The organism is Kitasatospora sp. NPDC057965 (genome assembly GCF_042887135.1).
In the GTDB taxonomy this organism is placed as follows: Bacteria; Actinomycetota; Actinomycetes; order Streptomycetales; family Streptomycetaceae; genus Kitasatospora.
The window spans coordinates 22922-46652 of the sequence record NZ_JBHVPZ010000046.1 but is presented as its reverse complement, the minus strand read 5'-3'; the positions used below and the strand labels follow the sequence as shown (position 1 = coordinate 46652).

Genomic DNA, 23731 nt, shown 5'->3' with positions numbered 1-23731 from the left:
GCCCGGGGTCGTCCCGGGTCGTCCGGAGTTCGCTCAGAGCTCCAGCGAGACCTGATATTCCGTCAGCCAGGCGTCGAGGTCCAGGGCCAGATCGGTCGCCAGCCGGACCGTCTGCGGGTCGGTGTCCGGCGCGAGCGCGTCGGACAGCGCCCGGCGGTCCAGCAGCGCGAGGGCGGGGGAGGCCGGATCGGCGGCCAGCGCGGCGAGCTCCGCGCGCAGCAGCTGCGGATAGCGCGGGTCCTGCACGATCGGGTAGGGGCTCTTCATCCGGTCGGCGATCTCGGCCGGCAGCACGTCCCGCACCGCGGCCCGCAGCAGGCTCTTCTCCCGGCCGTCGAAGTGCTTCATCGCCCATGGCGTGTTGAAGACGTACTGCACCAGCCGGTGGTCGCAGAACGGCACCCGCACCTCCAGTCCCGTCGCCATGCTCATCCGGTCCTTGCGGTCCAGCAGGATGCAGGCGAAGCGGGTCAGGTTGAGGTACGACACCTCCCGCATCCGCCGTTCGAACGGGTCGGCGTCCGGCAGGTGCGGGACCTCGGCGAGCGCCTCGCGGTACCGGGCCCGCCGGTAGCCGTCCAGGTCGAGCTTGCGGAGCAGCTCGCGGTCCAGCAACTGCTCGCGCGGTCCGCTGCCGGTGCCGCCGAGGCTGCTGAGCACGGCCGCCCACGGGAAGTCGTCGGCGTGCACGAGCCGCGGGTCGTGGAACCAGCGGTAGCCGCCGAACAGCTCGTCCGCCGACTCGCCGGACAGCGCCACCGTGGAGCGCTCGCGCACCCCGCGGAAGAGCAGCAGCAGCGAGGCGTCCATGTCGCCGACGCCGCCCGGCAGGTCGCGGGCGCGCAGGGTGGCGAGCCGCTGGGCCGGGGCGCCGAGGGCGGCGGTGTCCAGCTCGATCACCCGGTGGTCGGCGCCCACGTGCCGGGCGAGCAGCTCCGCGTACGGGCCGTCCAGGGTGGTGCGCACGGCGTCCGGGGCGAAGTGCTCGGACTGGCCGGTGAAGTCGACCGCGAAGGAGCGCACCGGACCGGCGCCGGCGGCGCGCAGGGTGCGGGCGGCCAGGGCGGTGACCGCGCTGGAGTCCAGGCCGCCGGAGAGCAGCGAGCAGAGCGGCACGTCCGACTCCAGCTGGCGGTGGACGATGTCCTCCAGCAGCGCCCGCACGGTGCCGATCGTGGTGGGCAGGTCCTGGGTGTGCTCGCGGGCCTCCAGCGACCAGTAGCGCCGGACCGTGATGCCCTGGCGCCGCACCCGGACCACATGGCCGGGACGCACCTCGACGATGCCCCGGTACGGGGTGACCCCCGGGGTGCGGGCCAGGGTGAGCAGTTCGCGCAGCCCGTCCAGGTCGACCACCGGGCGCACCGCGGGGTGGGCGAGCAGCGCCTTCGGCTCGGAGCCGAAGACCACGCCGTCCGGCACCGGGTGGTAGTGCAGCGGTTTGACGCCCATCCGGTCGCGGACCAGCAGCAGCTCCTCGGTGCGGGCGTCCCAGACCGCGAAGGCGAACATGCCGTTGAGTCGTTCGGCCAGGTGTTCGCCCCACTCCAGGTAGGCGCGCAGCACCACCTCGGTGTCGCTGCGGGTGCGGAAGCGGTGCCCGGCGGCCTCCAGTTCGGCGCGCAGCTCGCGGTGGTTGTACACCTCCCCGCTGTAGCTGAGGGCGGCCAGCATCCGGCCGTCGTGCTCGGCCGTCATCGGCTGGACTCCGCCCGCCAGGTCGAGCACGGCGAGGCGCCGGTGGCCCAGCGCGGCGTGCCGTTCCAGGTGGACGCCGCCGGCGTCCGGGCCGCGGCAGAGCTGGGTGCCCGTCATGGCGTCGAGCACCGCATGTTCCAGGGTCAGGTCACGGTCGTAGGCGACCCATCCGGTGATCCCGCACATCAGCAGGCCTCCCGTTCTTCCGACACTCTTCCGACGCTCCCTTTCCTCCCCCGGCCCCCCGGTGTGTGAGCAAGTCATCACGCTACGTGGTCACTCGTGTCGGCTACAAGACCCCCGTTCACAAATCGAACACGGCCAGATCCTGCCCGATTTCGGGCAGGATCTTTGATCTTTCGACGGGGGGACGCCTAGGCTCCCCACTCGTGTCCAGCTCGCCAGGTCCCTCGCACCCTCATGAAGACCTGCTCGCCCACCTCACCCGGACCAGCCCGCTCGGGCCCCGGGAGGCGGCGCGGGTGGTGGCCGAGGTGCTGGCGTACTTCTCCGAGACCACCGAGGAGTACGTCCGGCGCCGCCACGGCGAACTCCAGGCACGCGGCCTGACCAACGAACGGATCTTCGCCCGGCTCGCCGAGGAGCTGCCGGCCCGCCGGGTCGCGGCGCCCGGCCTCTCGGCCCGGCAGCTGCGCCGCATCGTCTACGGCTGACCGGCCGCCCCCGACCCCGCCGACCTCACCGACCTCACCGACCCAGGAGTCCACCATGTGCGGAATCGTGGCCTACATCGGCCCCAAGGACGCGACGCCCTTCCTGCTGGAGGGCCTCGCCCGGCTGGAGTACCGCGGCTACGACTCCGCCGGCGTGGCCGTCGCCGGACGCACCGGCGGCATCAAGGTCCGCAAGGTCAAGGGCCGGGTCGCCGACCTCGCCGCCGACATCCCCGCCCGCTTCAAGGGCGCCACCGGCATCGGCCACACCCGCTGGGCCACCCACGGCGTCCCCAGCGACGCCAACGCCCACCCGCACCTGGACAACGCCGAGCGCATCGCCGTCGTCCACAACGGCATCGTCGAGAACGCCGACGAGCTGCGGGTGCGGCTCGCCGCCGACGGCGCCGTGTTCCGCTCCGAGACCGACACCGAGGTGCTCGCCCACCTCGTAGCCGCCCACGCCACCGAGGGCGTCGAGCTGGAGGAGGCCGTGCGCGCCGCCCTCGCCAAGGTCGTCGGCACCTACGGCATCGCCGTCCTCGACGCCGAGCGGCCCGACCGCATCGTGGTCGCCCGCAACGGCAGCCCGATCGTGCTCGGCATCGGCGAGAAGGAGATGTTCGTCGCCTCCGACGTCTCCGCGCTGGTCCGCTACACCCGCCAGGTCGTCCACCTGGAGGACGGCGAGCTGGCCACCGTGCGCGCCGACGGCTTCCGCACCTTCACCGAGGACGCCCGCACCACCCACCGTCAGCCGTCCACCGTCGACTGGGAGATCGACTCCTACGACACCGGCGGCTACGAGCACTTCCTGCTCAAGGAGATCCACGAGCAGCCCGGCTCGGTCGAGCGCACCCTCAGCGGCCGGCTCGACGAGCGGTTCGCCACCGCCCACCTCGGCGGCCTCAACCTGGACGCCCGCGAGCTGCGCGAGATCCGCCGGGTCAAGATCCTCGGCTGCGGCTCCGCCTACTACGCCGGCGAGATGGGCGCCCAGCTGATAGAGGAGCTGGCCCGCATCCCCGCGCACAGCGAACCCGCCTCCGAGTTCCGCTACCGCAACCCGGTCATCGAGGCCGACACCCTCTACATCGCGGTCAGCCAGTCCGGCGAGACCTATGACACCCTCGCCGCCGTGCAGGAGGCCAAGCGCAAGGGCGGCCGGGTGCTCGGCGTCGTCAACACGGTCGGCAGCGCCATCGCCCGCGAGTGCGACGGTGGCATCTACCTGCACGCCGGCCCGGAGATCTCGGTCGCCTCCACCAAGGCCTTCACCTCCACCGTCGTCGCCTTCGCGCTGCTCGCCCTGCACTTCGGCCGGATCCACGACCTCTCGCCCGCCGACGGCCGCCGGATCGTCTCCGCCCTCAAGGCGCTGCCCGGCCAGATCCGCGAGGTCCTCGCCCAGAGCGACGAGATCGCCCGCCTCGCCGCCGAGTACGCCGACTCCACCGGGATGATGTTCATCGGCCGGGTGCGCGGCTACCCCGTCGCCCGCGAGGGCGCGCAGAAGCTCAAGGAGATCTCCTACGTGCACGCCGAGGCCTACCCGGCGAGCGAGCTGAAGCACGGCCCGCTGGCCCTGATCAGCCCCGAGCTGCCCACCGTCGCCCTCGTCCCGGACGACGAACTGCTCGACAAGAACCTCACCACCCTCGGCGAGATCAAGGCCCGCTCGGGCCGCGTCCTGGCCGTCGCCCACCGCCGCCCCGAGGCCAGGCTCGCCGACCACTGCATCCTGGTCCCCAGGAGCGAGCCCGAACTGGACCCGCTGCTCCTCAACATCCCGCTCCAGCTGCTCGCGTACCACGCCGCGGTCGCGCTGAAGCGCGACGTCGACAAGCCCCGCAACCTCGCCAAGAGCGTCACCGTCGAGTAGCCGCGGGCACGGTGGAGCCCGGGGACCGGCCGCGTCGCACGCGCCGCTCCCCGGGCCCGATTTCGCGGGAGGGTCAGGCCCGCCGGACGGTCAGCCGGCCGCCCTGCGCACCGCCTCGGCGGCGCGGACGGCGGCCTCGGCCAGCCGGTGGTTCTCCGGACCCAGCGGCAGCGAGGTGAACCGGCGCCGGGTGTAGCCGTAGGCGACGCCACTGCGCGGATCGGCGAAGGACTGCGCACCCGACGCGCCGCTGTGCCCGAAGGCCTCCGGCCCGAGGAACGGGAAGCGCGCGCTCTGCGCCTCGAAGCCGAGGCCGAAGTGGTCCTCCTCGGCGGTCACCACGTCGGTGCCCCGGGTGCTGACCCGCCCGAACTCGGCGATCGTGGCCGGGGTCAGCAGCGGCGCCCGCCCGTCCGACTCCTGCGCCGCCGCGGCATACATCGCCGCCAGGCCCCGGGCGTTGCCCACGCTGCCGGTCGAGGCCGGGCCCTGTGCCCGCACCGACCGGCGGTTGGCGAACTCCACCAGGTCGGTGGGCGGGGTGGCGTTCAGGTTGAAGGCGACCGCCATCAGGCTGTCCGGCGCCGGCGGCGCGGCCGGCCGCCCCGGCACCGGGACCGCCGGAAGGATCGGCAGGTAGCGCGCCTCCAGCTGCTGCGGCAGACCGAGGAAGAAGTCGAGCCCGAACGGCGCCCGGATCCGCTCCTCGAACAGCTCCTGGATCGTGCGACCGGTCCGCCGGCGGACCACCTCGCCGGTCAGCGCGCCGATCACGAAGGCGTGGTAGCCGTAGGCCGTGCCGGGCTCCCAGTAGGGCTTCTGCGCGGCCAGCCGCTCGGCCAGCCGCCGGTCGTCCGCCAGCTCCTCCGGGGTGAAACCGCCCTCGACGCCGATCAGCCCCGAGCGGTGCTCCAGCAGCTGGCGCAGGGTCAGCCCGCCCTTGCCCTCGGCCGCGAACTCCGGCCAATGGCGGGACACCTCCTCGTCCAGCGCGAGCACGCCCTCCTGCACCAGCAGCGCCACCACCAGGTGCGCCGCCCCCTTCGCGGAGGAGTAGAGCGCGAACAGCGAATCGCCCGACACTCCCTCGCCGGCCCAGAGGTCGACCACCCGGCGGCCGTCCAGGTGCACCGCCAGCTGGGCGCCGCCGCCCGCCGGCTCCTCGGCCACCACCGCGGCGAACTCCTCCCGCACCCGCTCGAACCCCGGTGCGACGCTTCCGCCCACGGTGCTTCCGGCTGCCATGCTTCCCCCTCGTCCGCTGCTCCCCGGTGAACGTGATCACCGTCTGCCGGACCGTCAACTGCGTCCGGGGCCGAACTATTCCGGCCCCGGACGGGTGGGCGACGCCGGTGTGTTCGGCTCAGTAGTCGGCGCTGGGGGCGCGGGTGGTGGGGCCGAGGTCGGGCTCGTCGCGGAGTTCCAACGAGCCGCCGTGGTGGGCGAGTTCGAGGACGATGAGGGTGTTTCGGCCCGGCCGCCAGAGCGGCGCCGGGGCGTAGAGGGTGCGCTGCGGGCCCTCGTCGGTGTAGCGGCCGAGCAGGAAGCCGTTCAGCCAGAGCAGGCCGCGGCCCCAGCCCGGGAGGGCGACGAAGGCGTCGGCGGGGGTGTTGCCGGTGCCGCCGCCGGTGTCGTCGGCCGCGTCGAGGTCGGTCTCGAAGCGGTGGAAGACCGGATCGCCGTCGACGGGCTCCGGGCCGTCGTCGTGGAAGGCGAGCGGGCCGAGGTCGGTGAGCGGCAGCGGGCGGATCTCCCAGCCGTGCAGGCGCTGGCGCTCGTGCGAGACACCGCGCCGGATGCCCTTGCGGTCGTCCATCTGGGGGCCGTAGTTGGTACGGCCGAGGGCCTCGACCAGGATGTCCAGGGCGACTCCGGCCGGACCGGTGGCCAGCGGGAGGGCCGCACCCGGGTCGTTGCGGTCCAGCACGCCGAGCGGGCGGCCGTCGGCGAACACCTGCGCCCGGTCGCCGATGCCGTCGACGCGCAGCGGGAGTGCGGGGCGCGGACCGGGGACGCGGGTGCGGTAGTGGATCAGGCCGAAGGACTGGCCGAGGCGCTCCATCGGCTCGGGAGTGGGGCGGTGGACCGGAGCGGACAGGGCGTCGAGGGAGTCGAGCAGCCGGGCCCGGCCGCTCGCGCCGTCGAGCCGGCGGGGCGCCAATCGAGGTGGCCGGGACGGAAGTTCACCCTCCGGCAGCGGGACGTACCTGCCGATGACGGCGCGCAGGGCGTGGAACTTCTCGGTCAGCTCGCCCGCCTCGCCGATCGGCGCGTCGTAGTCGTAGCTGGTGACGGTCGGCTCGTAGCCGGCGGTGTCGGGGCCGGTGCCGGAGTGGTTGGCACCCGCCCAGAAGCCGAAGTTGGTACCGCCGTGCGCCATGTAGAGGTTCACCGAGGCGCCGGTGGCGAGCAGCTCGTCCAGCGACTCGGCGGTCTCCTTGGCGTCCCGGACGTGGTGCGGATCGCCGGTCCGGTCGAACCAGCCGATCCAGAACTCCATGGCCGCCAGCGGTCCTGCGGGCTGTTGGCGGCGCAGCACCTCGAAGCGCTCGGGGGCCCGGGAGCCGAAGGTGGCGGTCGCGAGCAGGCCGGGGATCGCGCCGCCCTGCTGCATGAAGTCCTCGGAGCCGTCGGCGGTGAACAGCAGGCAGTCCACCCCGCGCGCCAGCAGGCCGTCGCGCAGGTGCGCCAGGTAGGCGGCGTCGGTGCCGTAGCTCCCGTACTCGTTCTCCACCTGGACGGCCACCACCGGTCCGCCCCGGCTGCCCAGCAGCGGCAGCAGCTGCGGCACCAGCGCGTCGAACCAGCCGTCCACCGCGGCGAGGAAGGCGGGGTCGGAGCAGCGCAGCCGGATCCCGTCCACGGCCAGCAGCCGGGCCGGCAGGCCGCCGAACTCCCACTCGGCGCAGATGTACGGGCCGGGGCGCAGGATGACGTCCAGCCCGTGCCGCTCGGCGAGCCGGACGAACCGGGCGACGTCCCGCCAGCCGGTGAAGTCCACCTCGCCGTCCGGCAGTTCGTGGAAGTTCCAGGGGATGTAGGTGTCCACCGTGTTGACGCCGAGAGCGCGCAGCCGGGCCAGCCGGTCGTCCCACAGGTCCGGGTGGACCCGGAAGTAGTGCAGGGAGCCGGAGACGATGCGGTGCGGCGCGCCGTTGCGGCGGAAGCCGCCGGCGTCGAAGTCGAGCTCGATCATGCGGACCAGCTTTCGGGGGTGACGCGGGCTTCGGTCGGGTTCTGCTGCGTCGGAAGCCGGCCCCCGGGGCATCGGCCCACCGTGCCGACCCTCGTCCAGCCAGCGTATAACGAGCCGGCACACGGGGTGTTCCAGGTGGCCGCCCCGTCCTAGACTGCTCAGCTCGCACGGCATTACCGACGGGTAGGTAGGTATCCGCGGGTGCCGTCACCGACCGGCAGCAGGCAGGGATGGGAGTCCGGATGGCCGACGAGCGGGTGCACGCCTACGGGGACGACGCGCTGGGGGAGCACGACGCCGTGGCCCTGGCCGCCCTGGTGCGGGCCGGCGAGGTGAGCCCCGCCGAGCTGGCGGCGGCGGCCGCGGCCCGGGCCGAACGGGTCGACGCGGTGCTCGCCCCGGTCGCCTTCGCCGCGCGCGGCGGGCCGTTCGGCGTGCACGGCGCGGGGGCGGACGCGCCGCTGTACGGCGTGCCCAGCTACCTCAAGGACAACACCGACCTGCGCGGCATGCCCACCGGCCAGGGCAGTTCGGCCTTCCGCGCCAAGCCCGCCCGCCGCACCGCCGGCTTCGCCGAGCAGTTCCTCGGCACCGGCCTGTCCGTCCTGGGCAAGACCCGGCTGCCGGAGTTCGGCCTCAACGCCTCCACCGAGTTCGCCGCGGCCCGCCCCGTCCGCAACCCCTGGCGCACCTCGCACTCGCCGGGCGCCTCCTCGGGCGGCGCGGCGGCGCTGGTCGCCGCCGGCGTGGTCCCGATCGCGCACGCCAACGACGGCGGCGGCTCGATACGGATCCCGGCCGCCTGCTGCGGACTGGTCGGCCTCAAGCCCACCCGCGGCCGGATGGTGCCCAACGCCCAGGGCCGCCGGCTGCCCGTCGACCTGGTCACCGACGGCGTGCTGACCCGTTCCGTGCGCGACACCGCCGCGTTCTTCGCCGCCGCCGAACGCCACCACCGCAACCTCGCGCTGCCCCCGCTCGGCCTGGTCCGGGGCCCCGGCACGCGCCGGCTGCGGATCGGCCTGGTGGTGGACTCCCCGACGGCGGCCACCGACGCGCCGACCCGGGCGGTGGTCGAGGAGACGGCCGCCCGGCTCGCCGCGCTGGGCCACCGGGTGACGGAGGTGCGGCTGCCGTTCGGGGAGGAGTTCTCCCGCGACTTCGTCCTCTACTGGGGCTACATCGCCTTCCTGATCGCCGCCACCGGCCGGCTGGTCGTCGACCCCGGTTTCCGGGCGTCCCGGCTGGACGGGCTGACCACCGGCCTGCGGCGGCTCTTCCACCGCGAGTTCGCCCGGGTCCCGGGCGTGGTGCGGCGGCTGCGCGCGGCCGAGCGGACGTACGCGGAGCTGTTCCGCGGCCAGGACGCGATCATGTCGCCGGTGCTGGCGCACGTCGCGCCGCCGATCGGCCATCTGAGCCCGAACGTCCCGTTCGAGGAACTGATCGAGCGGCTCACCCGCTACGTGGCGTTCACCCCGGTCAACAACGTCACCGGCGGCCCCGCCATCGCCCTGCCGGCCGGCGCGAGCCCGGACGGCCTGCCGATCGGCGTCCACCTGTCGGCGGCCCACGGCGAGGAACGGCTGCTCCTGGAGCTCGCGTTCGAGCTGGAGGCGGACCGGCCCTGGCGGCGGATCCAGGACTGACCGCGCCGGCGGGCGGTCAGCCGAGGACCGGGGAGGCGATGGCGCAGGCCGCGCGGACCTCGCGGCGCAGCGGGCCGAGCACGTCGTCGGCGGGCGGGGCGGAAACGTCATCGGCGGGTGCCCCGGGCGCGCCGGGCGCGTCGTCGGGCGGGGCCGGCAGCGGGGTGCCGGTCCGCAGCGCCTCGGCCAGCGCGGCGAGGTCGGCGGCGATGGCGGCGACCTCCTGCGGGGGCGGCGCCGGCACCCCGTGCTCGACCCGCACCCGGGTGGCGGTGGTCGCCTCCACCACCCGCTCCACCGCGATCACCAGCGGCCACCACGCCGCCGCCCGGGTGCCGGTCGGCGGCGGCTCGGTGAGCGCGCGCTGGAACTCGGAGCGGACCGCGGAGAGGTCGCGGTAGAGCCGCCGGCGCCGGCGCGGCCGGGACGGCTGGTCGCGGCCGGGGGCGGCGGCGAAGGCCAGCGCCACGTACCCGGAGGCGTCCGCGACGGCGTCGGCCAGCCGGTCGCCGATCCGGGTGTGCCAGGACTCCGGCCAGCACAGGTAGCCGGCCACCAGGGCGATCGCGCAGCCGATCAGTGAGTCGTACAGCCGGGGCAGTACCAGCCCGAAGCCCTGGTGGTTGAGCAGGTCGGAGAGCAGCAGGATGACGGGGGTGATGGCCGCCGTCTGGAACGCGTACCCCTTCGCGGAGAACGCCGGGATCAGCGTGGCCAGCAGCGCCACGGTCGGCACGTCCCACCAGCCGCGCGGCACCTCGGCGAGCACCGGGACGGCGATCAGCAGCCCGAGGGCGGTGCCGAAGGCGCGCAGCACGGCGCGCGAGAACACCGAGCCGAAGTCCGGCTTCAGGACGAAGGTGACGGTCAGCGCGACCCAGTACGAGCGGGGCACCGGCAGCACCGAGACCAGCACCTGGGCCAGCCCGATGCACAGCGCCAGCCGCAGGCCGTAGCGCCAGGACGCGCCGGACAGCAGCGCCGCCCGCGTCGCGCGCCGGGCCCGCTCGCCGGGGGCTGCGGGGCGCCCCCGGTCGGGGTCGGCGTCGGCGCGCCCGGGCTCGGCGTCGACGGCCGCCGCGTACCGCAGGGCCTGGTCCAGGGCCCGTTCGGAGGGGCCGGTGGGCGGTGGCAGGGTGAGGAAAGCGGCGGGGTCCTCGCCCGGTGCGGGGGCGGCCCGGCCGCGTTCGACGGCGTCGGCGAGCGCCAGGACGGCGGCCGGGTAGGCCTCCGGCAGCGGGCCGAGCCGGGCGACCGGGCGCAGTTTGGCGGCGGAGGCCGCCTCGACGACCGGTATCAGCGCGTTGAGCCGGGCGATCAGCCGGGCCAGTCCGGGCGAGCGGCCGTGCCGGCGGGTGCGGTGGGCGAGCAGCAGGTCGTACGAGGCGTTCAGCGACTGGGTGACGGCGAGGCGCCGTTCGTCGTGCTCCGGGGTGCCGGCGGCGCGGACGAAGGCGGCGACCGCCCGGTAGCTGCCGGCCACCGCCGTCCGCTCCGGCAGGCCGCCGCGCAGGGGCCAGGCGAACAGGGTGAGCAGCAGCACCACGGCCCCGCCGGCGAGCAGCAGCAGCGGCGCCGTCCACCACGGGTGCGGCATCGGCAGGCCGGCGCCGACGACGGCGTTGAGCAGGAGCAGCAGGCCGCAGACGGAGGCGACCGAGCCGATCGAGGAGATCATCCCGGAGACCAGCGCGACCAGCGTGAGGACGGCGACGGCCGTCCAGTCGCGCCCGAACACCAGGGCGCCGAGGGCGATGCCGGCGGCGCCGAACAGCTGCGGCACGGCGATGTTGAACACCCGCATCCGGTAGGCGTCGGCGGTGTCGCCGATGACGGCGGACAGCGCGCCCATCGACGCCAGCGCCCCGTACGCGGGCCTGCCCGCCGCCAGCCCGACGGCCAGCGGCGCCGCCAGGGCGACGGCGGCCCGGGCCACCGCCGCCCACGGGACGGGCGCCGGCTGTGGCCGCATCCCGGCGGTCAGCCACTTCGGGGGTGAGAGCCGGCCGGCCGGCGTGTCCTGTGCCATGGCGTCAACCTACGGCGCCCGCGCACCCCGCCCCGGCCACGGCACGCGCGGGCGTTCCGGGAGCCGACACGCTGCCGGGCCGCGTCAGGCGGAGGCCGCTGCGGGGGCCGGGAACGGGGCGTCGGCCGGGCGGGGCGTGGAGGGCAGGTCACGGGTGCGGCCGACGGGGGAGAGGAGCAGGACGAGCGCCGCCAGCGGCACTCCGGCGGTGGTGATCCACAGCGCGGGGCGCAGTCCGAGCACGGTGCCGAGGACACCGGCCAGCAGCGCGCCGAGCGGGATGGTGCCGTAGCTGAGCACGGCCCCGCCGGCGCTGATCCGGCCGAGCAGCTCGGGCGGGCAGTAGCGCTGCTGGAAGCCCGACTTGATGATGTTCCCGGCCACCACGCCGACCGAGATGCCGAACCCGCCGACGGCGTAGTAGAGCACGCCCGCGCCGGGACCGGTGAGCGGGATCAGCAGGGCGGACGAGCACAGGCCCAGTTCGAAGAGGATCATCGCGCGCGCCGTGCCGATCCGCGCGGAGACCCGGCGGGCCACGAAGGCACCGAGCACGCCGCCGCTGCTGACCGTCGCGATCAGGGCGCCGACGGTGCCCGGTGCGAGGCCGACCTCGCGGACCAGGAAGGCGACCTGGATCGACTGGTAGCCCATCAGCGCCAGGTTGGACGCGCCGGCGAACAGGGCGAAGGTGCGCAGCCAGGGGTCCCCGGTGAGCAGCCGCAGGCCCTCGCCGACCTCGCGGCGCAGCGAGCGGTCGGCGGCGGGCTCGTGCGGTGTCTCACGGTGCCGGATCCGGCCCAGGCAGAGCAGCGAGACCAGGAAGGTGGCGGCGTTGGCGAACATGCCGTTGGCGGCGCCGGCGAGTTGGGCGATCAGGCCGCCGGAGCCGAGGCCGGCGATCTGGGCGGCGGAGGCGCTGCCGTGCAGCTTGGCGTTGCCCTCGGGCTGGTCGGCGGGGGACAGCAGGTCGGGCAGGTAGGCGGTGTAGGCGGTCTGGAAGAAGACGGCCGCGGTGCCGGTGAGCAGCGCGACGGCCAGCAGCAGTCCGACGCTGAGCCGGCCCGCCCACCCGGCGACGGGCACGGCGGCGAACAGGACGAGCGAGACGGCCGCGGCGGCCAGCATGACCGGGCGGCGCCGTAAGCGGTCCACCCAGACGCCGGCGGGCAGACCCATGACCAGCCAGGGCGCCCAGGAGGCGGCGCTGAGCAGGCCGATCTCGAAGGTGGAGGCGTGCAGTTCGGAGACGGCGATCAGCGGCATGGCGACGCCGGTGACGGAGGCGCCGAACTTGCCGGCCGTCTCGCCGCACCAGAGCAGCCGGAAGTCGCGGTGGCGGCGCAGCAGGCTGCGGGGGGCGGTGGCGTCGCGCTTCATTCGGCGGCCCCTTCCCGGCCCTCGGTGTCCCGGGTGTCCTCGGCGCTCGCGGTGTCCTCGGTGCTTGCGGTGCTCGCGGTGCCTCCGGGTTCGCCGGGGCCCGGGGGCTGCGGGCGGCGCGGGAAGGACTGGAGCTGGACGACGACCGGCAGCGCCGTCGGGTCCGGCTCGGCGTCCGGGTCCGGACGATGGCGCTGGACGACGGCGAACAGCTCGTCGTTGAGCGCCCGGAGCTGGGCCGGCGTCAGCCGCAGCCGGCTCCAGTCCGAGATGGTGCCGGCGCTGCGCCACTCGTCCGGCCAGTCCTCGGTGATGTAGGTGTTGATCCGGCTGAAGTACTGGCCGACGAGTTCGTGCAGGTAGAGCGAGACCGCGCCGCGGGAGTCCGGGTCGTCCCGGAAGTCGGTGGTGTTGAGCTGGTTGGTGACGGGAACGCGCCGCCACCAGCGCTCGCGCTTGGTGCCGCGGCCGGTCTCCTCCTCGATGAACCCGTGCTCGGCGAGGTGGCGCAGGTGCCAGCTGACGGTGCCGGTGTTCTCGCCGAGCCGCTCGGCGAGCCGGGTGGCGGTGGCCGGGCCGTCGAGGTTCAGCAGTTCGAAGATCTTCATCCGCAGCGGGTGCGCGAGCCCGCGCAGGCTGCGCGCGTCCAGGCGGCGCATCGGCCGGTCGGGCGTGCCGGGCGTCGTGGGGTTCTCCTCGGTGGGCATGACGGAATCGTAAGATGCAGAGAGTTCTCTGCATAGGGGTCTCTGCAGAGAACTCTCTGGAAGTGGTGGGCGGCTACCGCTCGACGGTTCCCGTGTGTCGGGCCAGGGCCTCGCGCAGCCGGGTCAGCCGTGCGATCTCCGCGTCCAGGGCGGCGAGGCGCTGCTCGATCACCGGGGCGAAGGTGTCCGGACCGAAGTCCCCCTCGGACGCGCAGCTGCGCGGCGGGTCCGCGGCGAGCAGGTCCAGCCGGTGCGCCCGGCTGGCGAGGTCCTCGACGGTCAGCCCGAGGGCCAGCAGCGCCCGGATCACCCGCACCCTGGTCACCGTGTCCGGTCCGTACTCGCGCTGCCCGGCGGCGGTGCGCACGGGCGGCGGCAGCAGGCCGCGCTCCTCGTAGAAGCGCAGCGCCCGCGGTGTGGTGCCGGCCGCCGCCGCCGCGTCCCCGATCCTCATCCGTCCCGTCATCCGCCCCTCCCCGAGCGTCCCTGCCTACAGCTCCACGACCATGGCGCCGAAGACGTCACCGTCGATCAGCCGGGACAACGCCCCGGGCGCCTGCCCGATGCCCGGCAGGACCGTCCGGGGGACGGCCAGCTCGCCGGCGCGCAGCCAGCCGCCGAGCCGCTCGAGCCACTCCGGCTCCAGCTCCGCGTACCGCTGCCCGCTGACGCCGTGCACGGTGACGCTGCGGGTGAGCAGCCGGAAGGTGTCCACCACGGCCGGCGCGTCGGCGCCGCGCCGGGCCGGGTCCATCTGCCCGGCCAGCGCCCCGATCAGCGCGAACCGCGCGCCAGGACGGGCGGCGTCGACGGCCGCCGTCAGCTGCTCGCCGCCGACCATGTCCAGCAGCACGTCGACGCCGTCCGGGGCGGCCTCGGCGAGCTGCCCGGCGATCGGCCCCGCCCCGCGCACCAGCACGGTGTCGTAGCCGAACTCCTCGGTCAGCCGCCGCGCCTTGGCGGCCGAGCCGGCGGTGCCGATCACCCGGGCCGCCCCGAGCAGCCGGGCCATCTGCCCGGACACCGTGCCGACCGCCCCCGCCGCGCCGGTGACCAGCACGACGTCCCCCTCCCGGACCCGCGCCGCCCGGGTCAGCGCGCCGTAGCCCGCGAGGCCGGGGGAGAGCAGGGCGAGCGGGTCGGGGAAGCCGTCGGCCACCCGGGTGAACGCGGCGGCCTCGGCCACCGCGTGGTCGCGCCAGCCGAGCAGGTGGGTGACCAGGTCGCCGGGCCGCAGCGGTCCGCCGGCCGGTGCGGCCAGCACCTCGCCGAGGGCGGGCCCGGCCAGCACGTCGCCGGGGCGGATGGTGAAGGGCGCGTCGGCGACGTCGCCGCCGATCAGGGTGCGCAGACCGGGGAAGACCAGGAAGGCCCGGTTGCGGACGAGCACCTCGTCCGGGCCCGGCGCGGCGAGCGGGCCCTCGACCAGGGCGAAGCTCGCGGGGGTGGGCAGACCGGCGGGCTCGGCGACGAGCCGGATCTCGCGGACGGTACTGGGGAAGGACGGCATCAGTGGACTCCAGGGCGTGCGTCGGGGCGGTGGCACGGCGGCCGTCCGGCCGCGCGGTGCGGGGACGCTAACCCCTGCCCCGCGCGTCAGGGGCAAGTCCGTCACCGCGCCTGCGATCGCCCGGCGGGCCGTCCGATGATCTTCTAGAGTCACGTCCGGTGTGACCGTACGACCGCACCGCCACACACCTGCACGCCCGCACACCTGCACGACCGCAAAGCCGCACGACCGTACGACCGCACGCACCGGCACCACGGAAAGGCAGCACCACCATGACCGAGCAGCAGGCACCCACGCCCCTCCGGCCCGTCGACGAGGACTGGCGGACCGCCCTGGTCGTCGTCGCCCACCCCGACGACATGGAGTACGGCGGGGCCGCCGCCGTCGCCCGCTGGACCGACCAGGGCAAGAAGGTCGTCTACGTGATGGCCACCAGCGGCGAGGCCGGCATCGACGGCATGGACCCCGAGCACTGCGCCCCGCTGCGCGAGGCCGAGCAGATCGCCTCCGCCGCCCTCGTCGGCGTCGACACCGTCGAGTTCCTCGGCCACCCGGACGGCGTCGTCGAGTACGGCCTGCCGCTGCGCCGCGACATCGCCCGCGTGGTGCGCCGCCACCGTCCGGACATCGTCATCACCAGCAACTTCCGCGAGACCTGGGGCGGGGTCTTCCTCAACCAGGCCGACCACATCGCCGTCGGCCGGGCCACCCTGGACGCCGTGCGGGACGCGGGCAACCGCTGGGTCTTCCGCGAGCTGGTCGACGAAGGGTACGAGCCCTGGGACGGGGTCAAGCAGATCTGGGCGGCCGGCTCGCCCGAGTCCGGGCACGCGGCGGACACCACCGAGCACTTCGACCGCGGCGTCGCCTCGCTGGAGGCCCACAAGGCCTACCTGGCCGGCCTCGGCGGCGCGATGGCGGACGCCCGGGGCTTCCTGGAGGGCGTCGGCCGCGGCGCGGGCACCCGCCTCGGGACGCGCTTCGCCGTCGCCTTCGAGGTCTTCCCGCTCCGCTAGAGCGTCGAGTCGCCCGGGGAGCGGGCCGCCGAGCGGGCCGGGTTGCGGCGCAGGGCGAGGATCGTGAGGTCGTCCCGGCGGCGGCCGCGGCTGTGGCGGCGGACGTCCTCGTCGACGGCCTCGGGGAGGGTGTCCGGAGTGTGCCCGGCCAGGGCGGGCAGTCGCTGCTCGACCGGGTAGAAGACGCCGCTGCCGTCCGCGGCCTCGGTGACCCCGTCGGTGAACAGCAGCAGCGTCCCGTCGGCGGGCAGGTCGAACCACTGGACGGTGCGCACCTCTCCGGCGAGGTCGGCGAGCCCGAGCGGGACGCCGGGCGCCAGCGGGACGGCCGTCGCGCGGTCGCCGATCAGCAGGTACGGGGCGAGGTGGCCGCAGTTGACCGCCTGGACGGCGGCGGTGCGGTCCAGGCAGAACACGGTGGCGGTGACGAAGCGCTCGGCCTCGCCGCTCTGCGCCGCGTACGTGTTGTGCCGGGTGACCGCGTCCTCCAGGGCGAGGACGACGTCGGTGAGCGCCGGCTCGCGGAAGGCCGCCTCGCGGAAGGCGCCGAGCACGGCGAAGCCGGTGCCGATCGCGGGCAGGCCCTTGCCCTGGACGTCGCCGATGACCACCCGGGTGCCGTACGGCGTCTCGGCGATGTCGTAGAGGTCGCCGCCGACCATGGCGTCCTCCTCGATCGGCCGGTAGCAGCCGTGCAGCAGCACGTCGGAGGTCAGGGCGGGCAGCGGGCGCAGCAGCTGGCGCTGGAGGGCGACGGCGCTCTGCCGCATCCGGTGCAGGTCGCGCTCACGCTGGATGCGGCGCGCGCACAGCGCCACGGCGACGCCCGACGAGCCGACGACGGTGGCCACCGTCAGTGCCCGGCCGTTGACCGACTCCGGGGGGAAGAACACCGAGCTGATGATGATGACGCCGGTGACCCAGACGGCGGCGGCGACGGTCTGGGCGAGCGTGCCCAGACCGGCCAGCAGCGCGGGGACGAACACCAGCAGCAGGACCAGCCGGGCGCTGGTGCCGCCCGCCGCCTGCGCGGCCAGCACGAGCACGGTGGCCAGCAGGACGGCGAGGACGACGGTCCGGTTGGCGGGCGTGCGCAGCGCCCCGGCGCTCCCGGGACCCCCGCGTGTCCCGTGCTCGGCCATCCTCGCCTCCCAGGTGATCGTTCCCAGGCTCACCGGTCGGGGCGTGCGTCGCAACCGCGCACGCCCCTGGTGGCCGCGCAGCAGCCGGTGGGCGGCGAGCAGGACGACGAGCAGGCCGAGCGCGAGCAGCAGCCACAGCTGGTAGCGCACCGCCGTCCGCCAGACGGTGCCGACATGGGCGCCGGCCAGGTACCCGAGGGTGGCCCACACGCCCACCCACAGCGCCGCGCCGAGCACGTTGAACACCTGGAACCGGGGCCACGGCATGCCGCTCGTCCCGGCGATGATGCCGTTGGTCTGCCGCAGCCCGTCGAAGAACCGGGCGACCGTCACCACCTTGCCGCCGTGCCGCTCGAAGAACACCTCGGCGCGGGCCGTGCGCTCCGGCGTGAGCCACACGTACCGGCCCCAGCGGTGCACGAAGGCGCGCCCGCCGGTGCTGCCGATCAGATGGCCGAGGGTGTTGCCGAGCACCGCCGCCGCGAAGGCGATCGCCACCACGGCGGCGAGGTCCAGGTGGCCGGCGCCGGCGAAGACGGCGGCCAGCACCAGGACGGTCTGCCCGGGCGCGGGGACCGCGCAGTTGTCGAGCAGGACGAACAGGGCCAGCGCCGGGTAGCCGTAGTGCTCCAGCAGCGGCGCGAGCGCGGCCAACGGCCCCGGCAGCGCCGGGGCGCCGTCGGCCGGGGCGGCCAGGGCGCCCAGGGCAGCCGGGGCAGCCGGGAGCGGCACGGCTCACCGCCGCGGGCCGCGGGGGCACGGGGCGGTGGCCGGTGGCGTCAGTGGATCGCCTCGCGGGGTTCGATGTTGCAGTCCGGACCGGGGTAGATCAGGCCCGTGTGGCCGTCCTCGAAGCGGACCACGTACGGCGGCTGGCCGTCCTGGCCGCGCACCTCGACGATCTCGCCCTTCTGGTCGGTCATGCCCACCGCCCGGCTGTGGATGTGGAGCTGGTCGCCTACTGCTGCGTGCATGGTCGTGCTCCTCGCGGTGTGTGCGGACGCCGGGACCGGCGGGGCGGCCGTTGCCCCGTTCCTCTGTCTCCACTGTGCTTCCGGCCCGCCCCGGCCGCAACGGCTCGCCCGGCTCCGCCGCGGCCCGCCGTGAACCGCGGCGACCCGTCGGGACGCGCCGGGGCCTGCTCCGGGCGGCGCGGGCTCAGTGCGGGCCGAGCTGCTCGACGAGGTAGCCGCGGACCAGCCGCTTGCATTCGGCGATCATCGCCGGGTCGCCCTGCGGATCGCTGCGGAAGGCGAGCTTGAGCACCGCGTCCGCCGCCTCCAGGGCGACCCGCAGGCCGAGGGTGAGGGCCACCGGGTCGGCCGCCGCGAAGAGTTCGCCGCCGAGCGCCTGGAGCCGCAGCGCGACCGCCGTGTTGTTGTCCACCTCGGTGTCCAGCAGATGCCGGTCGTCCCGGACGCCGCTCGGCGCGGCCGGGCCGGCGAACCCGAAGTCCACCTGCCCGAAGCCGGGGACCGTGCGCTTCATCGCGACGAACTCCTCCACCGCGAGGTCGGTGAACCCGGCGGGGCCGGTGGGCGGATCGGCCCGCAGCCGGTCGTCGAGCCGGTCCAGGTAGTGGTCGAGGTTGCGGCCGGCGAGCGCGGCCAGCAGGTCCTCCTTGCCCGCGAAGAACTGGTAGAGCGTGCCGATCGGCACCTGCGCGCGCTGGGCCACCTCCTTGGTGGTGAGCGCCGCTGCCCCGGCCTCGTCGAGCAGCGCGGCGCAGGCGTCCAGGATCCGCTCGTAGCGCTCCTGGCTGCGCTGCTGCACCGGCCGCCGCCGCCCGGCGCCGGTCCGCCCGGGGGCCGGGTGACTCCTCGTGTCCGCGCTCATGGGGCCACTGTGCCGCATCGGCCGTTCGCCGGGCCAATTGCGCGGGGCCGTCCTCGGGACGGTCCCCGCAGGTCCGGCGCAGGCCATAGGCTCTGCGCTGATCACCAGGGGCAGGGAGAGGGAGACATGGGGCAGAAGATCATCCGGTTCTCGGACCTGACCGGCCGGCACGCGGAGGAGGACGACGGCCTGGTGCGGATCGTCGTGCGGGAGCACCCCGAGCTGGTCGACGGTCCGGTCGCGATCGAGGCGCTGCCCGGGGAGCTGGCCGGGATCGCGGACCTGGCGCTCGACCTGGTGACGGTCGAGCTGCACCACCCGGACGGGGACGAGCCGGAGACCGTCGTGATGACCGTCGAGGCGTTCGACCGGCTGGCCACGGTCGCGCCGATGGCCGAGGTGCTGCGCGGCGCCGAGCGGGCCGCCCTCGCCGTGCCGGGCCCGGGTGCGCCGGCCGTCGCCGCCACCGCCCGCGAGCGGGTCAACTACGCGAGCCTGGAGCACGCCGGGCGCCCCCACAAGGGCCGCACCACCGACGCCGAGAAGCAGCTCGTCCGGCAGCACCTGGACGAGATCAACGAGCGGCTGGCCGCCGAGGGTGTCCGCACCGTCGACCTGGCCAACGCCGAGCACGTCACCCGCTACGGCCTGGAGGACCTGGCCCGCGAGCGCGGCGCCACGCTGGGCTGACGCCCGCACCGGTCGCGGCGGCGGCCCGGCAGGTGCCGGCCCGCCGCCGCGACCGGAGTCGGTTCCGCCGCGCTACCGCGCCTGCTCCTGCGGCCAGTCGACCGACGGGGCGGGGAACCAGGTGTGGCCGTGGCGGCGCCAGGCGGGCGCCTGCGCGGCGAGCCGGGCACGCAGGTCCTCCCAGGCACGGGCCGGGCCCGCCGTCCAGGCCCGCTCGGCCAGGCCGGGGAGCCGGGGCAGCAGGAGGAAGGACAGGTCGTCGGCGTCCTCGACGGTCTCGCACCAGACCGCGGCCTCGAACCCGGCGACGTCGTAGCCGGGGTCGTCGTCGATGCCCGGGATCGGGGCGGTGCAGGCGTCGCGGACGGTGTGCGGCGGGTAGATCGGGTGGCCGAGCCGCGCCCGGCGCTCCTCGGCCTCGCCGTCGACGGCCTCGGCGTAGCGCCGGTCGAGGTAGGCGCGGCCCCGCGCGGACACGACGACCGCGGCGCGCTGCTCGCCCATCCGGGCGGTGTCCGTGGCGGACTCCCGTTCGGACGCGACGATCAGGTCGACGACCTGTGGCGGGAGCATGGCGAGGAACGGGTGCGCGGGGTCCGGTGCGAGTTCCGGGTCGATCCACAGCTGCACCGCCTCGGCGGGGCCGCCGGGCGCGCGGACGGTCTCCTGCCAGCCGATCGGCTCCTTGCCGTGCGCGCGGACGCGCTCGCGGACGCGGACCACGAAGTCGTGGTGGTCCCGGTCCGGCATGCCGAAGGCCTCGTCGCCGCCGATGTGGACGAACCGCCCGGGCGTCAGCGCGGCGACCTCGGCGAGCACCTCGTCGACGAACCGCCACACCTCGGGGCGGGCGGGCTCCAGCCACAGCGGCCGGAACTCCCCGGCGAGGAAGCGCGCGAGCCGCTCCTCGGCCGAGCGCGGCAGCGAGCCGGTGTCCTGCGAGCTCAGCTCGGGGCAGGCGGTGATCGCGGCGGTGCTGTGGCCGGGCATGTCGATCTCGGGTACGACGGTGACGAACCGGGCCGCCGCGTACGCGACGAGCTCGCGGTACTGCGCCTGGGTGAAGTAGTCCGCCGGGTCCAGGCCGCGGGTGAGTTCGGGCCGGGCCGTGATCTCCAGCCGCCAGGCCTGGTCGTCCGTCAGGTGGAGGTGCAGCACGTTGAGCTTGTAGCGGTCGAGCAGGTCGATCACCCGCCGCACGTCGGCGGCCGGGAACGCCGTGCGCGCGACGTCGAGCGACAGGCCGCGCCAGGCGAGGGCCGGGCCGTCGGCGGCCTCGATCGCGGGCAGTTCGATGCCCTCGGCCGTGGCGGGGAGCTGCTCGGCGAGGGCGACCAGCGTGGTGAGACCGCGGTGCACGCCCGCCGGGGAGGCGCCCGTCACGCGGACCCCCTCGGGGCCGACGGTGAGGGTGTGGCGCTCGGCGCCGGGGTCGTCGCCGGTGGCGCAGATCCCGCGGGCGGCGGGGACCGCGGTGACACCCGGGTCGGCGGCGTCGACGGCCAGCAGGACCGCCTCCGGCCCGGCCATGCCGGTGCGGGGCCGGCCGAGTTCCAGACCGGTCTCGGCGGCGATGCGCTCGACGAAGAGCCCGGCGGGACCGAGCAGGTCCTCGGTCGCGACGACCACGGGCGTGCCGGGGCGCAGGGCGAACGTCCCCGCGCCCCGGACGGCCGAGCGGGGGACGGGGAGGATGTGGCGCAGCGCGGCGTCGGCCGGTGCGGGCATGGCGGTCTCCTTCTTCGGGTCGGTCCGCTCCGACGGAGCGGCCGCGGGACCGGATGCCGGTCCGGTCCGGTCCCGCGGCGGGATGCCCCCGTCACGTCGCACGATGACGCGCCGACGTGACGGGGGTGCGGCCTGCGGCGCTCAGGTGCCGGGCGTGACCGTGACGGTGTGGCCGGGGTCGGCGACGGAGGTCGCGACGCGGAGCGTGAACGCCCCGCTCTCGGTGACCCAGGCGTGCGCGTCGACGTCCCAGTGCTGGAAGGCGCGCGGGGCGATCTCCAGGCGCGCGCGCACCCGTCCGCCCGCGTCCGCGCGCACCGCGGCGAACCCGGCGAGCCAGGCCACCGGCCGCTCGACGGCCGAGCCCGGGCGCGAGAGGTAGGCCTGGAGGACCTGCTTGCCGGGCCGGGAGCCGGTGTTGACGACGTCCGCCTCCACGACGAGGCCGTCCCCGGCGGCGGTGACGGCGGGCTCGCCGATCTCCCAGGTGGTGTACCCGAGGCCGGAGCCGAACGGCAGCGCGGGCGCGGGGCCGCCGTCCTGTTCGCGCTTGAGCCAGGCGCGGTAGCCGATGTGCAGGCCCTCGGGGTAGGCGAGCCGGCCGTCCTGGGGCTCGACGGTCCACACCGGGACGTCCTCCTCGCGGGCGGGCCAGGTGGTGGGCAGGCGCCCGCCGGGCTCGCGGGCGCCGGTGAGGACGTCGGCGAGCGCGTCGCCGAACTCCTGGCCGGGGAACCAGGACAGGACGACCGCGGCCACCTCGTCGAGCCACGGCATGATCACCGGGGCGCCGGAGTTGACGACCACGACGGTGCGCGGGTTGGCCTCGCGGACGCGGCGGACGAGCTCGTCCTGGCCCTCGGGGAGGGTGAGGCGCGGCCGGTCGAAGCCCTCGGACTCGATGGCCTCGGTGGTGCCGACGACGACCACGGCGACGTCGGCGGCAGCCGCCGCCCCGACCGCCCGGCGCAGCTCCTCGGCGGGGTCGCCGAACACGTCCTCGGTGCCGAGCAGGACGAGGCCGAAGGGGTAGCCCCCCATGAGCGACGGGCGGTACGTCAGGCGCAGCTCGACCGTCCGGCCGCGGGTCAGCTCGCGGGAGACGGTGACGGAGGGCGGGTTCATGACGGCGGTGAGGGGGTCCTCGCCGGTGGGCGAGAGTTGCTCGGCGGCTGCCGTCTCGCCGTCGATGTCGAGCGTGAACCCGCCCACGCCGGCGAAGCCGAGGTCGTGGCGGCCGTCGCGCTCGGCGGTGACGCGGGTGGTCAGCTCGATGCGCGCGGCCCGGGCCAGCCGCGGGTCGCCGAGCCAGGCGAGGCGTCCGGAGGGGGTGGTGTCCTCGGCGAAGACGGTGCCGTCCTGGTCGAGGTAGCGGACGTGGACGCCGGGGGTGCCGGTGATCGGGTCGGTGACCTGGCCGCGGGTGAAGGGGTGCAGCTCGTCGGCCGGGGGCAGGCCGGGGGCGAAGGTGACGTTGGCGTCGCCGAAGGCCCGGCGCAGGCCGTCCAGCGGGGTGACGACGCCGCGCGGGAACACCGCCGCCGAGCCGCCGCCCTGGGCGCGGGCGCGCCGGGCGTGCTGTCCGAGGACGGCGACCGTCAGCCCGTCCCGGGGCTCGACCGGGAGGGTGCCGTCGTTGCGGGCCAGCACCATGCCGTCGGCGGCGGTCTCGCGCAGCAGCTCCGCGATCGCGGCGTCCTCCCACGGCTGGACGGCGATCGCCTCGGGAGCGCCTTCGAGGGCGCCGACGCGGGAGGCGAGCAGCAGCAGCCGGGCGACCTTCTCGTCGATCGCGGCCTCGGGGACGCGGCCCTCCTTGACGGCCTCGACCAGTGCCTCGCCCCAGGGGCCCTGCGGGCCGGGCATCACGAGGTCCTGCCCGGAGGCGGCCGACGCGTCGGTGTCGTGCACCGCGCCCCAGTCGGAGACGACGACGCCGTCGAAGCCCCACTCGTCCTTCAGCGGGTCGCGCAGCAGCGGGTTGGCGGACATGGGCGCGCCGTTGACGCCGTTGTAGGCCGACATGACCAGCCACGCCCCGGCCCCGACCATCCGCTCGAACGGCGCCAGGTAGAGCTCCCGCAGGGTGCGCTCGTCGGCGTGCACGTCGACGGTGAAGCGGTCGGTCTCGGAGTCGTTGGCGACGTAGTGCTTCGCGGTGGTCGCCACGCCGTGCGCCTGCACGGCGCCGACGTAGGCGGCGCCGAACTCGCCGGTGAGGTACGGGTCCTCGCTGAAGGCCTCGAAGTGGCGCCCGCCGCGGGGCGAGCGGTGGAGGTTGACGGTGGGGCCGAGCACCACGTCGACGTTCTTGGCGCGCGCCTCGGCGGCGATCAGGGCGCCGAGCCGGCGCACCTGCTCCAGGTCCCAGGTGGCGGACGCGGAACTGGCCGACGGCAGGCTCGCCGAGGGGTCGCGGTCGTCCACGGCGGCGCCGCGCACACCGGTCGGGCCGTCGGAGACGACGATCGGGCGCAGGCCGACGGCCGGCTCGTCCTGCAGGGACCAGACGGAGCCGCCGGTCAGCAGGCGGACCTTCTGTTCCAGGGTGAGGCGCTCGACGAGAGCGGTGAGGTGCGGGGAGGCGTGCATCG

Annotated in this window: 18 protein-coding genes; 5 read left to right on the top strand and 13 right to left on the bottom strand. The window is 75.4% G+C overall.

The annotated features are described in order from the left end of the window. Window positions 1-33: 33 nt before the first annotated feature. Window positions 34-1884, bottom strand: coding sequence for an asparagine synthase (glutamine-hydrolyzing) (asnB, locus tag ACFVVU_RS36660; protein ID WP_387794152.1), 1851 nt, complete (start codon window positions 1882-1884; stop codon window positions 34-36). A 203-nt stretch (window positions 1885-2087) separates the two neighbouring features. On the opposite strand from asnB, the gene ACFVVU_RS36655 reads away from it, so the two are divergent. Both ACFVVU_RS36655 and glmS read left to right on the top strand, forming a co-directional pair. Beyond that, window positions 2088-2372: a hypothetical protein gene (locus ACFVVU_RS36655; protein ID WP_327683601.1), complete on the top strand. Its 285-nt coding sequence runs from the start codon at window positions 2088-2090 to the stop codon at window positions 2370-2372. A gap of 55 nt (window positions 2373-2427) precedes the next feature. Beyond that, window positions 2428-4254, top strand: a complete 1827-nt coding sequence (gene glmS / locus ACFVVU_RS36650; protein WP_387794151.1) for a glutamine--fructose-6-phosphate transaminase (isomerizing) — start codon at window positions 2428-2430, stop codon at window positions 4252-4254. Between the two features lie 90 nt (window positions 4255-4344). On the opposite strand, the gene ACFVVU_RS36645 is transcribed toward glmS, so the two are convergent. After that, window positions 4345-5499, bottom strand: coding sequence for a serine hydrolase domain-containing protein (locus ACFVVU_RS36645; protein WP_380682927.1), 1155 nt, complete (start codon window positions 5497-5499; stop codon window positions 4345-4347). 118 nt (window positions 5500-5617) lie between these two features. Further along, window positions 5618-7450: a beta-galactosidase family protein gene (locus ACFVVU_RS36640; protein ID WP_387794150.1), complete on the bottom strand. Its 1833-nt coding sequence runs from the start codon at window positions 7448-7450 to the stop codon at window positions 5618-5620. Window positions 7451-7692: 242 nt separating this feature from the next. Here ACFVVU_RS36640 and ACFVVU_RS36635 point away from each other — a divergent pair, with 242 nt between their 5' ends. Further along, window positions 7693-9099, top strand: coding sequence for an amidase (locus tag ACFVVU_RS36635; protein WP_387794149.1), 1407 nt, complete (start codon window positions 7693-7695; stop codon window positions 9097-9099). A 16-nt stretch (window positions 9100-9115) separates the two neighbouring features. Here ACFVVU_RS36635 and ACFVVU_RS36630 read toward each other — a convergent pair whose 3' ends face one another. The 5 genes from ACFVVU_RS36630 to ACFVVU_RS36610 all read right to left on the bottom strand — a co-directional run bounded on the left by ACFVVU_RS36630 (window position 9116) and on the right by ACFVVU_RS36610 (window position 14725). Continuing rightward, complete coding sequence (locus ACFVVU_RS36630) at window positions 9116-11128, bottom strand: FUSC family protein (RefSeq protein WP_387794148.1); 2013 nt, start codon at window positions 11126-11128, stop codon at window positions 9116-9118. 84 nt (window positions 11129-11212) lie between these two features. Next, window positions 11213-12508: an MFS transporter gene (locus ACFVVU_RS36625; RefSeq protein WP_387794147.1), complete on the bottom strand. Its 1296-nt coding sequence runs from the start codon at window positions 12506-12508 to the stop codon at window positions 11213-11215. Next, window positions 12505-13215 carry an ArsR/SmtB family transcription factor gene (locus ACFVVU_RS36620; RefSeq protein WP_387794146.1) on the bottom strand — a complete coding sequence of 237 codons (711 nt, stop codon included), beginning with the start codon at window positions 13213-13215 and terminating at the stop codon, window positions 12505-12507. The genes ACFVVU_RS36625 and ACFVVU_RS36620 overlap by 4 nt, the downstream gene beginning before the upstream one ends. A gap of 73 nt (window positions 13216-13288) precedes the next feature. After that, a complete protein-coding gene (locus ACFVVU_RS36615) occupies window positions 13289-13669 on the bottom strand; it encodes a MerR family transcriptional regulator (protein WP_387794153.1) in 381 nt (126 codons plus the stop codon). A 36-nt stretch (window positions 13670-13705) separates the two neighbouring features. Next, the gene (locus ACFVVU_RS36610; RefSeq protein WP_387794145.1) at window positions 13706-14725 is read right to left on the bottom strand and encodes a zinc-binding dehydrogenase; all 1020 of its coding nucleotides are present in this window, start codon (window positions 14723-14725) and stop codon (window positions 13706-13708) included. A 272-nt stretch (window positions 14726-14997) separates the two neighbouring features. Between ACFVVU_RS36610 and ACFVVU_RS36605 the strand changes: the two genes are divergently transcribed. Then, window positions 14998-15741, top strand: coding sequence for a PIG-L deacetylase family protein (locus ACFVVU_RS36605; protein WP_387794144.1), 744 nt, complete (start codon window positions 14998-15000; stop codon window positions 15739-15741). Here ACFVVU_RS36605 and ACFVVU_RS36600 read toward each other — a convergent pair. From ACFVVU_RS36600 to ACFVVU_RS36590, 3 genes are all read right to left on the bottom strand, one after another. After that, a complete protein-coding gene (locus ACFVVU_RS36600) occupies window positions 15738-17615 on the bottom strand; it encodes a SpoIIE family protein phosphatase (protein WP_387794143.1) in 1878 nt (625 codons plus the stop codon). The two genes, ACFVVU_RS36605 and ACFVVU_RS36600, sit on opposite strands and share 4 nt — an antisense overlap. 47 nt (window positions 17616-17662) lie before the next feature. Next, window positions 17663-17857, bottom strand: a complete 195-nt coding sequence (locus tag ACFVVU_RS36595) for a DUF1918 domain-containing protein (protein WP_355372015.1) — start codon at window positions 17855-17857, stop codon at window positions 17663-17665. A 184-nt stretch (window positions 17858-18041) separates the two neighbouring features. Next, entirely contained in the window at window positions 18042-18719 is a 678-nt protein-coding gene (locus tag ACFVVU_RS36590) for a TetR family transcriptional regulator (RefSeq protein ID WP_380682936.1), read from the bottom strand. Window positions 18720-18845: 126 nt separating this feature from the next. Here ACFVVU_RS36590 and ACFVVU_RS36585 point away from each other — a divergent pair, with 126 nt between their 5' ends. Next, entirely contained in the window at window positions 18846-19409 is a 564-nt protein-coding gene (locus ACFVVU_RS36585; RefSeq protein WP_387794142.1) for a hypothetical protein, read from the top strand. A gap of 72 nt (window positions 19410-19481) precedes the next feature. Here the strand turns inward: ACFVVU_RS36585 and ACFVVU_RS36580 are convergent, their stop codons facing one another. Together ACFVVU_RS36580 and ACFVVU_RS36575 are read right to left on the bottom strand one after the other, a co-directional pair. Continuing rightward, the gene (locus tag ACFVVU_RS36580; RefSeq protein WP_387794141.1) at window positions 19482-21137 is read right to left on the bottom strand and encodes a family 20 glycosylhydrolase; all 1656 of its coding nucleotides are present in this window, start codon (window positions 21135-21137) and stop codon (window positions 19482-19484) included. A gap of 141 nt (window positions 21138-21278) precedes the next feature. Next, window positions 21279-23729: a glycoside hydrolase family 3 C-terminal domain-containing protein gene (locus ACFVVU_RS36575; RefSeq protein ID WP_387794140.1), complete on the bottom strand. Its 2451-nt coding sequence runs from the start codon at window positions 23727-23729 to the stop codon at window positions 21279-21281. Window positions 23730-23731 lie beyond the last annotated feature (2 nt).

Bases quoted from the DNA above. Each gene is read 5' to 3' on its own strand.
- asnB (WP_387794152.1), bottom strand. From the start codon at position 1,884: ATGTGCGGGATCACCGGATGGGTCGCCTACGACCGTGACCTGACCCTG.
- glmS (WP_387794151.1), top strand. From the start codon at position 2,428: ATGTGCGGAATCGTGGCCTACATCGGCCCCAAGGACGCGACGCCCTTC.
- ACFVVU_RS36645 (WP_380682927.1), bottom strand. From the start codon at position 5,499: ATGGCAGCCGGAAGCACCGTGGGCGGAAGCGTCGCACCGGGGTTCGAG.
- ACFVVU_RS36640 (WP_387794150.1), bottom strand. From the start codon at position 7,450: ATGATCGAGCTCGACTTCGACGCCGGCGGCTTCCGCCGCAACGGCGCG.
- ACFVVU_RS36635 (WP_387794149.1), top strand. From the start codon at position 7,693: ATGGCCGACGAGCGGGTGCACGCCTACGGGGACGACGCGCTGGGGGAG.
- ACFVVU_RS36630 (WP_387794148.1), bottom strand. From the start codon at position 11,128: ATGGCACAGGACACGCCGGCCGGCCGGCTCTCACCCCCGAAGTGGCTG.
- ACFVVU_RS36625 (WP_387794147.1), bottom strand. From the start codon at position 12,508: ATGAAGCGCGACGCCACCGCCCCCCGCAGCCTGCTGCGCCGCCACCGC.
- ACFVVU_RS36620 (WP_387794146.1), bottom strand. From the start codon at position 13,215: ATGCCCACCGAGGAGAACCCCACGACGCCCGGCACGCCCGACCGGCCG.
- ACFVVU_RS36615 (WP_387794153.1), bottom strand. From the start codon at position 13,669: ATGAGGATCGGGGACGCGGCGGCGGCGGCCGGCACCACACCGCGGGCG.
- ACFVVU_RS36610 (WP_387794145.1), bottom strand. From the start codon at position 14,725: ATGCCGTCCTTCCCCAGTACCGTCCGCGAGATCCGGCTCGTCGCCGAG.
- ACFVVU_RS36605 (WP_387794144.1), top strand. From the start codon at position 14,998: ATGACCGAGCAGCAGGCACCCACGCCCCTCCGGCCCGTCGACGAGGAC.
- ACFVVU_RS36595 (WP_355372015.1), bottom strand. From the start codon at position 17,857: ATGCACGCAGCAGTAGGCGACCAGCTCCACATCCACAGCCGGGCGGTG.
- ACFVVU_RS36590 (WP_380682936.1), bottom strand. From the start codon at position 18,719: ATGAGCGCGGACACGAGGAGTCACCCGGCCCCCGGGCGGACCGGCGCC.
- ACFVVU_RS36585 (WP_387794142.1), top strand. From the start codon at position 18,846: ATGGGGCAGAAGATCATCCGGTTCTCGGACCTGACCGGCCGGCACGCG.
- ACFVVU_RS36580 (WP_387794141.1), bottom strand. From the start codon at position 21,137: ATGCCCGCACCGGCCGACGCCGCGCTGCGCCACATCCTCCCCGTCCCC.
- ACFVVU_RS36575 (WP_387794140.1), bottom strand. From the start codon at position 23,729: ATGCACGCCTCCCCGCACCTCACCGCTCTCGTCGAGCGCCTCACCCTG.